Annotated in this window: 13 protein-coding genes; 9 read left to right on the top strand and 4 right to left on the bottom strand. The window is 36.5% G+C overall.

Annotated features, from left to right (window positions below):
- Positions 1 to 125: 125 nt before the first annotated feature.
- From FPG59_RS01350 to FPG59_RS01310, 9 genes are all read left to right on the top strand, one after another.
- Complete coding sequence (locus tag FPG59_RS01350; RefSeq protein ID WP_086452819.1) at positions 126 to 641, top strand: fasciclin domain-containing protein; 516 nt, start codon at positions 126 to 128, stop codon at positions 639 to 641.
- An 88-nt stretch (positions 642 to 729) separates the two neighbouring features.
- A complete protein-coding gene (locus FPG59_RS01345) occupies positions 730 to 1,881 on the top strand; it encodes a lycopene cyclase family protein (RefSeq protein WP_086452818.1) in 1,152 nt (383 codons plus the stop codon).
- 100 nt (positions 1,882 to 1,981) lie between these two features.
- A complete protein-coding gene (locus tag FPG59_RS01340; RefSeq protein WP_086452817.1) occupies positions 1,982 to 2,392 on the top strand; it encodes a BrxA/BrxB family bacilliredoxin in 411 nt (136 codons plus the stop codon).
- A 446-nt stretch (positions 2,393 to 2,838) separates the two neighbouring features.
- Positions 2,839 to 4,206 carry a rhodanese-related sulfurtransferase gene (locus FPG59_RS01335; protein WP_086452816.1) on the top strand — a complete coding sequence of 456 codons (1,368 nt, stop codon included), beginning with the start codon at positions 2,839 to 2,841 and terminating at the stop codon, positions 4,204 to 4,206.
- A 186-nt stretch (positions 4,207 to 4,392) separates the two neighbouring features.
- Entirely contained in the window at positions 4,393 to 5,742 is a 1,350-nt protein-coding gene (locus tag FPG59_RS01330) for a regulatory iron-sulfur-containing complex subunit RicT (RefSeq protein ID WP_086452815.1), read from the top strand.
- Positions 5,726 to 6,205 (top strand): gliding motility lipoprotein GldH, encoded by a 480-nt coding sequence (locus FPG59_RS01325; protein WP_086452814.1) that lies wholly within the window; start codon positions 5,726 to 5,728, stop codon positions 6,203 to 6,205. The genes FPG59_RS01330 and FPG59_RS01325 overlap by 17 nt, the downstream gene beginning before the upstream one ends.
- Before the next feature lie 9 nt (positions 6,206 to 6,214).
- Positions 6,215 to 8,524, top strand: a complete 2,310-nt coding sequence (locus FPG59_RS01320) for a penicillin-binding protein 1A (protein ID WP_086452813.1) — start codon at positions 6,215 to 6,217, stop codon at positions 8,522 to 8,524.
- Positions 8,525 to 8,684: 160 nt separating this feature from the next.
- On the top strand, positions 8,685 to 9,383 hold the full coding sequence (locus FPG59_RS01315; protein WP_086452812.1) for a CoA transferase subunit A: 699 nt from the start codon (positions 8,685 to 8,687) through the stop codon (positions 9,381 to 9,383).
- Positions 9,384 to 9,473: 90 nt separating this feature from the next.
- Positions 9,474 to 10,133: a 3-oxoacid CoA-transferase subunit B gene (locus tag FPG59_RS01310; protein WP_086452811.1), complete on the top strand. Its 660-nt coding sequence runs from the start codon at positions 9,474 to 9,476 to the stop codon at positions 10,131 to 10,133.
- 103 nt (positions 10,134 to 10,236) lie between these two features.
- On the opposite strand, the gene FPG59_RS01305 is transcribed toward FPG59_RS01310, so the two are convergent.
- The 4 genes from FPG59_RS01305 to FPG59_RS01290 all read right to left on the bottom strand — a co-directional run bounded on the left by FPG59_RS01305 (position 10,237) and on the right by FPG59_RS01290 (position 15,047).
- Entirely contained in the window at positions 10,237 to 11,838 is a 1,602-nt protein-coding gene (locus tag FPG59_RS01305; protein WP_086452810.1) for a fumarate hydratase, read from the bottom strand.
- 382 nt (positions 11,839 to 12,220) lie between these two features.
- A complete protein-coding gene (locus FPG59_RS01300; protein ID WP_086452809.1) occupies positions 12,221 to 13,660 on the bottom strand; it encodes a nucleoside recognition domain-containing protein in 1,440 nt (479 codons plus the stop codon).
- 119 nt (positions 13,661 to 13,779) lie between these two features.
- Complete coding sequence (locus tag FPG59_RS01295) at positions 13,780 to 14,493, bottom strand: 3'-5' exonuclease (protein WP_086452808.1); 714 nt, start codon at positions 14,491 to 14,493, stop codon at positions 13,780 to 13,782.
- 83 nt (positions 14,494 to 14,576) lie between these two features.
- Positions 14,577 to 15,047, bottom strand: coding sequence for a methylated-DNA--[protein]-cysteine S-methyltransferase (locus FPG59_RS01290; RefSeq protein ID WP_086452807.1), 471 nt, complete (start codon positions 15,045 to 15,047; stop codon positions 14,577 to 14,579).
- Between the last annotated feature and the right edge of the window lie 35 nt (positions 15,048 to 15,082).

Below are 15,082 nucleotides of genomic sequence, written 5' to 3'. Positions count from 1 at the left end.
CCTTATAAATCAATACTTTACTAAATTTCTATCCAGAAAGGTAATAAATAAACAGTAGTTAAACTTATACAAATTACACTGGAAACATTTACAAAACGCTGTAATTTTATGAAAAAACAAATAACATGAAAACAAAGAAAATTTTATCGTCAACAATTTTAGCAATTGCCTTGTTCACAGGAATTAACTCGTTTGCTCAAAATGTAGTGGAAGTAGCTGTAAGCTCTGCAGATCACACTACTTTAGTTGCCGCTGTAAAAGCTGGTAGCTTAGTGGAAACTTTGTCTGGAGCAGGACCGTTCACTGTTTTTGCGCCTACCAATACAGCATTTGCTAATTTACCAAAAGGAACTCTAGAGACTTTATTAGAACCAGCAAATTTAACAACATTACAAGGAATCTTAACGTACCACGTGGTAGCAGGTAATATTGACAGTAAGGCTGTTGTTGCTGCTATTACGGCAGGAAAAGGAAAAGCAGTTTTAAAAACCGTTCAAGGTGGCGTACTTACCGCATCACTGAAAGGCAAAAATGTAGTCATTACGGATGAAAAAGGCGGAGTTGCTACCGTTACAGCGGTAGATTTAAAGGGATCAAATGGTGTAATTCATGTAATCGACACTGTTTTAATGCATAAATAGTAAATTGCGTCGCCACAATTGAACTATAGACCACGCCAAAGCGTGGTTTATTTTTTTATAATTGACTCTAAAAAATTACATTTGTAACGTGAAACACTACGACTATATTTTTACTGGTTCAGGATTATCGGCTTTGATGACCGTTTATAAAATGGTGCAATCTGGGAAATTTAAGGATAAAAATATTTTGTTATTGGATGAAAACTCCAAGAAAACCAATGATAGAACCTGGTGTTTCTGGAAAACAACCGATTCACTTTGGGAACCGGCTATTTCTAAAAAATGGGATTCGGCTTTGTTTGCCAATGCAGTTTTTCGCAGGGATTTAGACTTGCAACCGTATCACTACAATATGGTGAAAGGACTTGATTTTTACAACCAAGTTTTTGATTTGCTTTCGAAACAAGCAAACGTCACTTTCTTGAATCAGAAAGTCATGACTATTGAAGAATCCGAAACTATAATTTTGGTACAAACGGAAAGCGAATCTTTTTCGTGCGCAAAATTATTCAATAGTATTTACCACAGACAAAAGGCAGAAAATCAGAAAAAATATCCTGTTCTACAACAGCATTTTATAGGTTGGTTTATCAAAAGTGAGCAAGCTGTTTTCAATAATGAGCAAGCCACGTTCATGGATTTTTCGGTAGCACAAAAAGGAAATACTCGTTTTATGTACGTGTTGCCCACCTCTAAAACGGAAGCTTTACTGGAATACACTTTGTTTTCACACCAACATTTAAAGAAAGAAGAATACGAAAACGAAATACAACAATATATTCAAAAACTAGGGATTACGAACTACGAAATTATTGAAAAAGAACAAGGCAGCATCCCGATGACGTGTTATCCTTTTTGGAAAGCCAATACTAAAAACGTTATCAACATTGGTACTTCTGGCGGTTGGACCAAAGCCAGTACGGGTTACACTTTCAAAAATTCAGATAAAAAATCAAGTGAGTTAGTTGCCTTTTTACAAAGAGAAACCGACTTTACTAAATTTCATAAAAAAACAAAATTCTGGCTTTATGATTTGCTTTTACTAGACATTTTAGACCGCAAAAACGAATTGGGTTCTCGCATTTTTTCTTCGATGTTCAAAAAAGGAAACCCAGCGGTGATCTTTAAATTTTTGGATGAGGAAACTTCCCTAAAAGAAGATATTCAGGTGATTTTAAAATGTCCGAAAATGTTGTTTATCAAAGCCATTTTTCACGTGGCTGCCAAAGCCTTGAAATAACAATAAAACTATAACAAAACTTTATACTTGAACACTTATTGTTGAATGTAAACTTTGTAACTTTGCAGGACTTAATTACTAATGATTTAAAATAAAAGATATGTATCCAGAAGAAATGGTAAAACCAATGCAAGCAGAACTTACTGCAGCAGGTTTTCAAGATTTACATAGTGCCGAAGCAGTAGAAAACGCATTAAAAGCAGAAGGAACAACGCTTGTAGTTGTAAATTCGGTTTGTGGTTGTGCTGCGCGTAATGCACGCCCAGGAGCAAAAATGAGTTTAGAAGGTGGTAAAAAACCAGATCAATTAATTACTGTTTTTGCAGGAGTTGACAAAGATGCTGTTGATGCTGCAAGACAACACATGTTCCCTTTTCCTCCATCATCGCCAAGTATGGCTTTGTTCAAAAACGGAGAATTAGTACACATGCTAGAGCGTCACCACATTGAAGGTCGCCCAGCAGAACTAATTGCTGAGAACCTAAAAGACGCTTTCAACGAGTATTGCTAGTACCTGACAGAAGATAAAATTTAAAACCACGTTTCGGCGTGGTTTTTTTATTTATTGATGTTGATTATTGTTTTTATCTACGACAAATTTGTCCCTCTGATGAAGGAAGAGTCTCAATAAGTTACTTAACAAACATAGATTGCTCCACCAGTTTTCTAGCGCTCAAATCTTCGTTCCTCAGAATGACAAATAACCGTACAATATCGATTTAACCACAACAACTTAGCCCAGATTGAAGCGGTATCCTCTTGTTGTAGCGTTAGCGAAAACAAGAGATTTAGCGGAAAGCTGGAAATAGCTCCAAGAAAAATAAACCATTAAGACTTTATGGAAAACTAAGCATCTATTTATTGCTTGCGAACCTTAGTCCCTTTAAAACTTTGCGCCTTTGGACCTTTTTGCTTACTTTTGCAAAAAATATATTTCTCACTTAAACTGTTTATAGCATGCAACTGTATAACACATTAAGCGCAGAGGAAAGAGCCATCATGATTGATGATGCCGGAAAACAAAGACTCACTTTGTCGTTCTATGCTTATGCGCAAATTCAAGATCCAACTCAATTTCGAAACGATTTATTCCGCGCTTGGGATCCTTTAGTAGTTCTAGGCCGAATTTATGTCGCTAAAGAAGGAATCAATGCACAATTATCATTGCCTGCCGATAATTTTTATGCCTTCAAGGACACCGTTGAAGCATACGATTTTATGAAAGGGATGCGCTTGAATATTGCGGTGGAGCATGACGATCACTCGTTTTTGAAACTAACGATTAAGGTGCGTGACAAAATTGTTGCCGATGGTTTGAACGATGAAACTTTTGATGTGACCAACATAGGTGTGCACCTAAAAGCAAAGGAGTTCAACGAAATTCTAGATGATCCCAACACAATTGTAGTCGATTTTAGAAACCATTACGAAAGTGAAATAGGCTATTTTAAAGGCGCCATCACTCCTGATGTTGATACGTTTAGAGAATCGTTGCCAATTATTAATGAGCAACTACAAGACTTTAAGGAAGATAAAAACTTGGTGATGTATTGCACAGGCGGCATTCGTTGCGAAAAAGCATCGGCTTACTTTAAACACCAAGGTTTTAAGAATGTTTTTCAGCTGGAAGGTGGTATTATCAACTACGCCAAGCAAATAAAAGAAGAAAATCTAGAGAGTAAATTTATAGGTAAAAACTTTGTCTTTGACCACCGCTTGGGCGAACGCATTACAGATGATATTGTTTCGCAATGCCATCAATGTGGTGCGCCTTGTGATGTGCATACGAATTGCGAAAACGAAGGTTGTCATTTGCTTTTTATTCAGTGTGATTCTTGCAAAGAAAAAATGCAAGGTTGTTGTTCGGTTGAATGTGTGACTGTAATTCACTTGCCCGAAGAGGAGCAAAAAGCCATTCGCAGAGGAATAAAAAACGGAAATAAGATTTTCAAAAAAGGAAAATCGGACAAGTTGCTTTTTAAAAATAATACAGATCCGTTGGCAGCTATTCCCGACTTGACTGAACTGGCAAAAAGAAAACCAGCTTTGAAAAAAGTGACTAAAATTAAGAAACAATACATAGGTAAAGGCATGCATTTTTTCCCAAAAGCTAATATTGGTCAGTTTATAATTGAAGAAAATGAACTTAAAATAGGCGATACCATTTTAATAAAAGGTAGCACAACCGGAGAACAAATACTAACCATTGAAGAAATGATGGTTAACGGAACTCCTCAAGAAATAGCCGTAACTGGCGATACATGCACGTTTAAACTCCCTTTTAGAATTAGACTATCAGATAAATTATATACAGTTATAAATTAAGCAACTTGCCGTAACTACAACACTACAAACCCATTACAAAACATTTTTGTAATGGGTTTTTTAGTATAAATTTATGAATTATTGCCCTAAATTGGCGTTGTTCAATAAAATTAAAAAATACTATCTTTACACATTAAACGTTTTAAGAACTTAAGTTGTGCTCGTCACAACACTACATATAAGATTATGGCATGTACAAGTTGTTCAACTTCTGATGGTGGCGCACCAAAGGGTTGTAAAAATAATGGGACTTGCGGCACCGATAGCTGCAATAAATTGACGGTTTTTGATTGGCTTTCGAATATGAGTTTGCCTAATGGCGACGCCCCTTTTGACTGTGTTGAAGTACGTTTCAAAAACGGACGAAAAGAATTTTACCGCAATACTGAAAAATTAACCTTGAGCATGGGAGATATTGTTGCCACGGTAGCTTCTCCAGGACATGATATTGGTATAGTAACACTAACAGGTGAGTTGGTTCGCATTCAAATGAAGAAAAAAGGAGCGAATCCTAGCAGCAACGAAATTCCGAAAATTTATAGAAAAGCATCACAAAAAGACATTGATATTTGGTCTGCAGCTCGCGACCGCGAAGAGCCTATGAAAGTTCGCGCACGTGAATTGGCCATTGCTCAAAAACTAGAAATGAAAATTTCGGATATTGAATTTCAAGGAGATGGATCAAAAGCTACATTTTACTATACAGCAAACGATCGAATTGATTTTAGAGCATTAATCAAAGATTTCGCAAAAGAATTCAGCACCCGTATTGAAATGAAACAAGTAGGTTTCCGTCAAGAAGCAGCTCGTTTGGGCGGAATTGGCTCTTGCGGAAGAGAATTGTGTTGCTCGACTTGGTTGACTGATTTTAGAAGTGTAAATACCTCAGCTGCACGTTACCAACAATTATCCTTGAACCCACAAAAACTAGCGGGACAATGCGGTAAACTGAAGTGTTGCTTGAACTATGAGCTAGACACTTACATGGATGCCTTAAAGCATTTTCCTGATTTTGACACGAAACTTGTTACTGAAAAAGGAGATGCCATTTGCCAAAAACAAGATATCTTTAAAGGGTTGATGTGGTTTGCCTATACCAATAATTTTGCTAATTGGCATGTACTAAAAATTGATCAAGTAAAAGAAATTATTGCCGAAAACAAGTTGAAAAACAAAGTTTCCTGCCTAGAAGATTATGCAATTGAAGTTATTGTTGAGCCTGAGAAAAACTTTAACAATGCTATGGGTCAAGAAAGTTTAACGCGATTTGACCAACCTAAACCAAGGAAGAAAAATAATAAAAAACGAAAACCGACTGGTGAAAATGCTATTGTAGCCAATGCAAACAAACCTGCTGCAGCCAATAAAATAACAAACAATAAGCCCGCAGCTAACAAAATTACGAGCAATAAAAACAATAGCAACAAACCAGCAAACACGGCAAGACCTAACAACAACCGTCCTGCTCCTGCTGATAAAAAACCAGCAGAACCCCGCAAACCAATAATTATTACAAAAAATGTGGATAAGAAATAGCACCATACTCTTTTTGCTTACAGTCCTCTTTGTTTCTTGTGACAAAAAAAGAAGTTTTGATGAGTACCACTCAGTAGGCAATGCATGGCATAAGGACAGTACTGTTACCTTTAACTTACCTATACTTGACTCTACGCAACGCTACAACTTATTTGTAAACTTGAGGGCAAATAACAATTATCAATTCAATAATTTGTTTTTGATTGTTGCAATGGAATTGCCTAATGGGTTTACCAAAGTTGATACACTAGAATACCAAATGGCTGATGTTGATGGAACACTTTTAGGAGATGGCTTTTCGGACATTAAGGAAAGTAAACTCTTTTATAAAGAGAATGTGAGGTTACGTTCAAAATACAAAGTACACATTAAACAAGCCGTACGAGAAAACGGAAAAGTTCCAGGTGTAACAGCGCTTAACGGAATTACCGAGGTAGGATTTAGAATTGAAAAAAAAGAATAAATTAGTATTATGGCTATCAAAAAAAACAACAACCCAACAAGAAACGATGATAAAAGCATCGCGTATTATCAAAAGAAATTTTGGAAAATATTCTTCATAGGTTTAGGAAGCATAGGCTTGTTTTTCCTTTTCACTTCTTGGGGATTATTTGGCGCCATGCCATCCTTTGAAGACTTAGAAAATCCAGATTCTAACTTAGCTACCGAAGTTATTTCGGCTGACGGAGTGGTTATTGGCAAGTATTTTGAAAAAAATAGGTCTCAATTAAAATACGAGGATTTACCTAAAAATCTAGTTCAGGCACTTATTGCTACTGAGGATGCTCGTTTTTACGAACATTCTGGAATTGATGGTAGAGGAACTTTGAGAGCCATTTCAAGTTTTGGAACCAGCGGAGGAGCGAGTACTTTAACGCAACAGTTTGCTAAACAATTATTACACGGTGAAGGTTCTAAGTTCTTACCTTTTAGAATCATACAAAAAGCACAAGAATGGATAGTCGCTATTCGTTTAGAAAGACAATACACTAAAAATGAAATCATTGCCATGTACTGCAATGTGTATGATTTTGGAAACAATTCTGTTGGAGTAAGTTCTGCTGCTAAAACGTATTTTTCTAAGGAGCCAAAGGATTTAACCATTAGCGAGTCAGCAATATTAGTTGGAATGTTTAAAAACTCTGGTTTGTACAATCCTGTACGAAATCCGCAAGGAGTAAAAAACCGCCGAAATGTGGTGCTTTTACAAATGGAAAAAGCCAATATCATCTCTACATCAGAAAAAGTAAGATTGCAAAGCTTACCTATAAAATTAAATTTCAAACTCGAAACTCACAAAGATGGAACTGCTACCTATTTTAGAGAGTACTTGCGTGATTACATGAAAAAATGGGTTGAAGAAAATAAAAAACCAGACGGTACTGATTACGATATTTACAAAGACGGTCTTAAGATTTATACCACTATTGATTCTAGAATGCAGTTGCATGCTGAAGAAGCTGTAAAAGAACACATGGCAAACTTACAAGAAGAATTTTTTATTCAGTCAAAAGACAATAAAAACGCACCATTTGTAAACATTTCAACTGTAGAAACGCAGCGCATTATCAACCAAGCTATGAAATCTTCTAGCCGCTGGTCTATCCTAAAATCATTGGATAAAACAGACGAAGAAATCATAAAGTCATTTAGCGAAAAAACTAAAATGAAAATCTTTACTTGGAAAGGGGAACGTGACACTATAATGACTCCGCTTGACTCTATCCGTTATTACAAACACTTTTTACAAGCTGGGTTAATGGCCATGGAGCCACAAACCGGTAACATCAAAGCTTGGGTAGGCGGTATTAATTACAAATATTTTCAGTACGATCACGTGGGTCAAGGAGCTAGACAAGTAGGATCTACATTCAAACCGTTCGTTTATGCTACAGCTATCGAACAGTTGAATATGTCTCCTTGCGACTCAATTGTAGATGGTCCGTTCATGATTCGTAAAGGGCGTCACCACGTAACCGAAGATTGGGAACCTAAAAACTCTGATAACAAATACCGCGGAATGGTAACTTTAAAAAGAGGTTTGGCAAACTCAATCAATACAGTATCGGCTAAATTAATAGACAAAGTTGGTCCTGAAGCCGTTATTGATTTAACGCATAAACTAGGTGTAAAATCAGAGATTGTTACCCAGCCATCTATAGCACTTGGTGCCGTAGAAATCACTGTTCAAGATATGGTAGCTGCGTACAGTACCTTTGCTAATCAAGGTGTGTATAGAAAACCTCAATTTATAACTAAAATAGAAGATAAAAGTGGTGTAGTAATTTACGAGCCCATTCCAGAATCACACGATGTATTGAATAAAGATATTGCATACGCTGTGGTGAAATTACTAGAAGGAGTAACTGAAGGTGGTTCAGGTGACCGTTTGCGTACCACTGGTGGCGGTAATGGAGACAACCGCTGGACGGGTTATCCATACTCATTTAGAAACCCAATTGCAGGAAAAACAGGAACTACACAAAATCAATCTGATGGTTGGTTTATGGGAATGGTACCTAATTTAGTAACCGGAGTTTGGGTAGGTTGTGAAGACCGTTCGGCTCGTTTCAAAAGCATTACTTACGGGCAAGGAGCTACGGCAGCTTTACCAGTTTGGGGTTATTTCATGAAACTGTGTTACGAAGATCCAGCGCTCAAAGTATCCAAAGAACCTTTTGAAAGACCAAACAATCTTTCTATCAAAGTAGATTGTTATGTACCGAAAAAAGTAGTAGACACAACAGCTGTAGAGCAAGATACAGAAGAATTTGAATTGTAAAATTTTCATTTGGAGCTAATCCAGCTATACGTTGCAATCTTTTAAAAAGCGATGAAAAATCGCTTTCAAAAAGGATTTCCACTTTTATCTGGGCTAGGGTATTCGTACTAAAACTCAATTCATCATTAGATTAAAATTCGATAAATAGCACCTTATTTTTATGATTAACAAAAAAGTAAATACCGTTCAAGATGCACTTCAAAGCATTGAAAATGGCATGACTATCATGCTAGGCGGTTTTGGATTATGTGGAATTCCAGAAAATAGTATTGCCGAATTGGTTCAAAAAAACGTAACCGATTTAACCTGTATTTCGAACAATGCCGGTGTAGATGATTTCGGACTTGGATTGCTTTTGCAAAAGCGCCAAATCAAAAAAATGATCTCATCGTATGTGGGTGAAAATGCCGAGTTTGAACGTCAAATGCTTTCAGGCGAACTAGAAGTTGAATTAACACCTCAAGGAACTTTGGCAGAAAAGTGCCGTGCTGCACAAGCCGGAATTCCTGCGTTTTTTACACCAGCAGGTTACGGTACTGAAGTAGCTGAAGGAAAAGAAGTTCGCGAATTTAATGGTAAAATGCACATCATGGAACTCGCTTACAAAGCTGATTTTGCAATAGTAAAAGCATGGAAAGGTGATGAAGCAGGTAATTTAATTTTTAAAGGAACTGCCCGTAATTTCAATTCTAGCATGGCTGGAGCTGCAAAAATTACTATCGCGGAAGTAGAAGAACTTTTGCCCGTAGGCGCATTAGACCCCAATGAAATTCACATTCCAGGAATTATGGTACAACGCATTTTTCAAGGAGAAACATTTGAAAAAAGAATTGAACAACGAACTGTGAGACAAAAGTAATATTCAGTTTGCAAAGAATTATATGGACTTCATTTTATGATTTAAGAATACTCAAATTATAAAAACCTTACCAGTTTCAAAAATAAAATTATGGCTTTAACAAAAGAAGATATAGCAAGAAGAATTGCCAAAGAAGTACAAGACGGCTATTATGTTAACCTAGGAATTGGAATTCCTACCTTGGTGGCTAATTATGTTCGTACGGATATTTCAGTTGAATTTCAAAGTGAAAATGGCGTATTAGGCATGGGACCATTCCCGTTTGCAGGAGAAGAAGATGCCGACATCATTAACGCCGGAAAACAAACCATTACAACCTTGCCAGGAGCATCGTTTTTTGACTCCGCCTTGAGTTTCGGGATGATAAGATCTCAAAAAGTAGATTTAACTATTCTAGGCGCTATGGAAGTGGCCGAAAATGGTGATATCGCCAACTGGAAAATACCAGGCAAAATGGTAAAAGGAATGGGTGGCGCAATGGATTTAGTGGCTTCTGCAGAGAATATCATTGTAGCCATGATGCATGTAAACAAAGCAGGCGAATCTAAAATCCTTAAAAAATGCTCTTTGCCATTAACGGGTGTAGGCTGCGTTAAAAAGGTAGTAACCGAACTTGCAGTACTAGAAGTTACCTCGGCAGGTTTTAAGCTTTTAGAGCGCGCGCCAGGAGTTACTGTAGAACATATCATTGCCTCAACAGAAGCAACACTAATCATTGACGGAGAAATTCCAGAAATGACAATAGATTAAATTTTTTAAAAAAGTAGCCGCAGATTCAAAGTTTTGAAATATAAAATCTGTGAATCTGCGGTTTTAAATTTTAAGCTTGCATTTCTAACTTTGCAATTACATTTTATAAATTTTCAAAGAAATCATTTCCTTTATCATCAGTAATAATGAAGGCTGGGAAATCTTTGACAGTTATTTTTCGAACTGCTTCCATACCTAACTCTTCAAAGTCAACTACTTCTACCTTTAAGATGTTATCTTGTGCTAAAATAGCTGCTGGACCTCCAATAGAGCCTAAATAAAAGCCTCCGTAGGTTTTACAAGCATTCATAACTTGTGGCGTTCTATTTCCTTTAGCAAGCATGATCATACTTCCGCCGGCTTTTTGAAATTCTTCTACATAAACATCCATTCTTCCGGCCGTGGTTGGACCGAAACTTCCCGATGGCATTCCGTCTGGAGTTTTTGCTGGACCAGCATAATACACCGGATGATTTTTGAAATACTCCGGCATAGGTTTACCTGCATCCAAAAGTTCTTTGATTTTAGCATGTGCAATATCACGCGCTACAATCAAAGTTCCGTTCAGTTTTAAACGTGTTTTTATAGGATATTGAGATAATTTTTTAAGAATATCAGCCATCGGTTTGTTCAAATCAATCTCAACAGCAGGTTCTAAATGTGGGGGAGTTGCAGGCAATAAACGCCCTGGATTAACCTCAAGTTGTTCTACAAAAATACCTTCTTTTGTGATTTTTCCTTTTATATTTCTATCAGCAGAACACGACACTCCTAATCCTACAGGGCAAGAAGCAGCATGACGTGGTAAACGAATCACACGTACATCATGCGTAAAATATTTTCCACCAAACTGTGCTCCAATGGCACTTTCTTGGCAAATTTGTTGCACTCTTTGCTCCCATTCTAAATCACGGAATGCTTGACCAGCCATGTTTCCTGTGGTAGGCAAATGATCGTAATAACCCGCTGAAGCTTTTTTAACAGCAGCCAAATTGGCCTCGGCAGAAGTACCGCCAATTACAAATGCCAAGTGATACGGCGGACAGGCAGAAGTACCTAAATCCATGATTTTAGCACGTACAAAAGCGTCCATTGACTTTTCGTTCAAAAGCGATTTCGTTTGTTGGTACAAATAGGTTTTATTGGCAGAACCGCCCCCTTTTGCTAAAAACAAAAACTCGTACGTATTTCCTTTTTTGGCATAAATATCAATTTGAGCAGGGAGATTAGAACCCGAATTCTTTTCTTCGAACATACTGATCGGAACAATTTGAGAATAACGCAGGTTTTTTTCTTGGTAGGTGTTGAAAATCCCTTTTGAAAGCCATTCGGCATCATCTACACCTGTGTATACATTTTCTCCTTTTTTGGCCATTACAATCGCTGTTCCGGTGTCTTGACAAGATGGCAATTGTCCGTCAATAGCTACTGCAGCATTTTGCAATAGATTATACGCAACAAAACGATCGTTATCTGTCGCTTCTGGATCATCCAAAATAGCACGTAATTTTTCTAAGTGTGAAGTACGAAGCATAAAAGAAACGTCTTTCATAGCTTCTTGCGAAAGCAACTCCAAACCTTTTGGATCAACGGTTAAGATTTCTCTATCTCCCAGCTGTTCTACTTTTACGTAGTCTGAAGATATTTTTCGGTATTGTGTATCGTCTTTTAAAATAGGATAAGGATCCTGATAAATAAAGTCCATGGTGTAATGTTTTTACAAAGATAAAATAGTTAGTGTTAGTTTAAAAGTTACTCAAAAAGCAACGCTAAACTACTACGTTAAAATACTTGTTAGTAAAAAAAGAATTAGCAAACCGATGGCGATGTATTTGGTATATTTTGACATTGTGATATGAATTTAAAAAATTATTGAATCCCTCAAAAGAATGAAAAATTGATTAAAAATCCTAGTACATAATTGGATCCTACGAAATCAAATCAAAATTTAACAATATGTTGTGTTCTTACGAAAGTTCAATTATAAGTTTTTAGTTTTTTCAACGGATTTCAATCCGTTGTAATTAGTCACCATAAAATTGAGAGCCTTAGGCTCGGTACATTTTTAAGAAATTTTATCGGTTGGATTAAAAAAACCAACTCGCCACAAATATTGCCGTAATTACACATATCACGTCTACCAATAACATGGTTCCTAAAGCGTAACGCGTATTTTTGATATTTACCGATCCAAAATAAACTGCAATTACATAAAAAGTACTTTCGGCGCTACATTGAAAAATACTACTCAAGCGAGCCGTTAAGGAATCTGGACCAAAAGTGTTCATAGAATCAATCAAAAATCCTCTAGAACCCGCAGAACTAAATGGACGTAGCAAGGCTACTGGCAAAGCATCTGTAATCTCTTTACTTACGCCCATATTTGAGAATAAAAAGGCAATTCCGTTACTGATGATTTCAAACAAACCACTATTTCTAAACAAGGAAATAGCAACTAACATCCCTAAAACGTAAGGGAAAATAGTTACCCCCGTTTTCACGCCATTGTTAGCTCCCACTACAAAAGCATCAAAAACGGTAGTGCTTGCAGCAGTAAATTTCTTTTCATTCCAAAACGAAAAAATCAAAGTGAACGCAATAATAGCGATTAAAATTAAAGCTGACAGATTAGATGTAAAGTAGTTTTTACCCACTAAATCCAATTGGTTCACGTACATCAGCAAACCAATAATAGCTGCGATTAACGTAATTAAGACCAATACCAAAGACGCACTTTTAAAATTGATTTTTTGTTTGATACCAACAATCAAAAAGGCTGCAATGGTACCTATGAACGACGTTATAATACAAGGCAACATCACATCGGCAGGATTAGCGGCATTAGCGGCAGCACGATAGCCAATGATTGAAGTAGCTATCAATGTAAGTCCTGAGGCGTGTAAGCACATGAACATAATTTGGGCATCACTCGCTTTATCTTTTTCAGGATTAATTTCTTGTAAGCTTTCCATGGCTTTGAGGCCAAAAGGTGTTGCAGCCGAATCTAAGCCAAGAAAATTAGCTGCAAAATTCAACGTCATATAGGATATCGATGGGTGATTTTTGGGAATACTCGGAAATACTTTTACAAAAACAGGGCTCAATCCTTTAGCCAACTTACCCGAAGCACCTGAAATAATCAGAAGCTCCATCAACCCACAAAAGAAAGCCAAATAAGCCATTAATGGCAAAACTAAATCCAACAAAGTACTTTTACAGGTAGGTAATAAACCATCTGATTTTTGTACACCACTGTAGATTTTTACAGTTTTATTTTTAAATACATAAGTTGTATCCGCGTTTAAAGTATCGCGATTGACAATCATGGTTTGATCTGGTGCATTTTTGATACTGTCTTTGATGAAAAGCGACAATTGCTCCGGCATTTTTTCAGAAATCAAAATCGGGTCGTCTTTTTTTCCATTTAAGACATAATCAATTGTGTAGGTATTTGAACTGAACAAACTCACTACCACAAAAACAATTGATGAAATAAAAATAACCAACCAAAATCTACTCAATACCATAACTTATAATTTTTGTAAATGTAATAAATCGATATCAATAACAATTACAATGTCAATTTCAATAAAAGAATTTTAAAATTGACATTGCATTTTGACATTGATATTGCCATTGAAGTTGCCTACACATGAATAATCTCGTCTTCTATCAACAACTCTTCTCTACGCAAGCGAAGAAAAATTTGCGCTACAGCAATCGTATCTCGCTCACAATAAGTTACAATACGGTCAATATCCTTTTCTACATAAAATACATGACCCACTTGACTGCCATCGATATCGCCTTTTGAAGAAGGAATTCCGAGCACTTTACACATCAACTTCAAAGACGTAAAATGCTTGTAATCGCCAAATTTCCATAATTCTAGAGTATCTAAATGTGGAATTTCCCAAGGTTTTTTTCCAAATAAATTCAGCTTGTTTGGAATTGCAATATTGTTGATAATCATTCGCCTAGCCAAAAAGGGAATATCAAATTCCTTGGCGTTGTGTCCGCACAAGACATGCTGCGGTTGATTGAAGTGATTGTTGAGTAAATTATTAAAGTCGGAAAGTATTTTTTTCTCTTCGCCAAAAAAACTCGTTACTCGAAAATTACGAATGTCACCTTTGATGGTAAAATAACCTACCGAAATACACACAATTTTACCAAACTCGGCCCAAATACCCGCACGATCATAAAAATCTTCGGGAGAAAACTCTTCTTTGCGTTGGTATTGGGTTTTATGTTCCCAAAGCGATTGCATTTCAGGATCTAAAGAATCGTAATTTTCAGATTCTGGAACGGTTTCTATATCGAGAAACAGAATGTTGTTGAGATTTATTTTTTCGATCATTTTTTATGGCACGCAGATGACGCTGATTTAAAAGATTTGCACGGATAATCTTAAACGAATATAAAAAAAATATTCATAACCAACTAAAATAAACTATGTTGCGGGGAAGGATTTTCATGCTCTAACAACCATTTTTTGCGCCATAATCCTCCTGCATAACCCGTTAATGAACCATCACTACCAATTACTCTGTGACACGGAACTACAATCCAAAGTGGGTTTTTCCCATTGGCGGAAGCTACAGCTCGAATGGCTTTTGGATCACCAAGAAATTTGGATTGTTCTAAATAGGTTCTTGTTTTCCCAAAAGGAATATCGAGTAATGCGTTCCAAACTTTTTGTTGAAAATCAGTTCCTTTTGGATTGAGTTTAAAGCTAAAATCAGTTCTTTGCGAATGGAAATATTCTTGAAGTTGCTGTACAGCCTCTTGTAAAAAAACGGGAATTTGAGCGGATACTTCACCCTCTTCTAAAACTGTTATTTCAGAAACACCATGTACATCACCTGTAATGGCAGCAATTCCTAGCGGAGTATTGATGTAGACTGTTTCCATTTTTTAAAGGTAAAAAAATAATCTGTGTAGACTAC

Origin of the sequence: Flavobacterium sp. FPG59, assembly GCF_002150205.1 — a bacterium.
Classification (GTDB): Bacteria; Bacteroidota; Bacteroidia; order Flavobacteriales; family Flavobacteriaceae; genus Flavobacterium.
The sequence above is the reverse complement of the archived record's forward strand: the minus strand, read 5'-3'. Positions and strand labels throughout refer to the sequence as shown.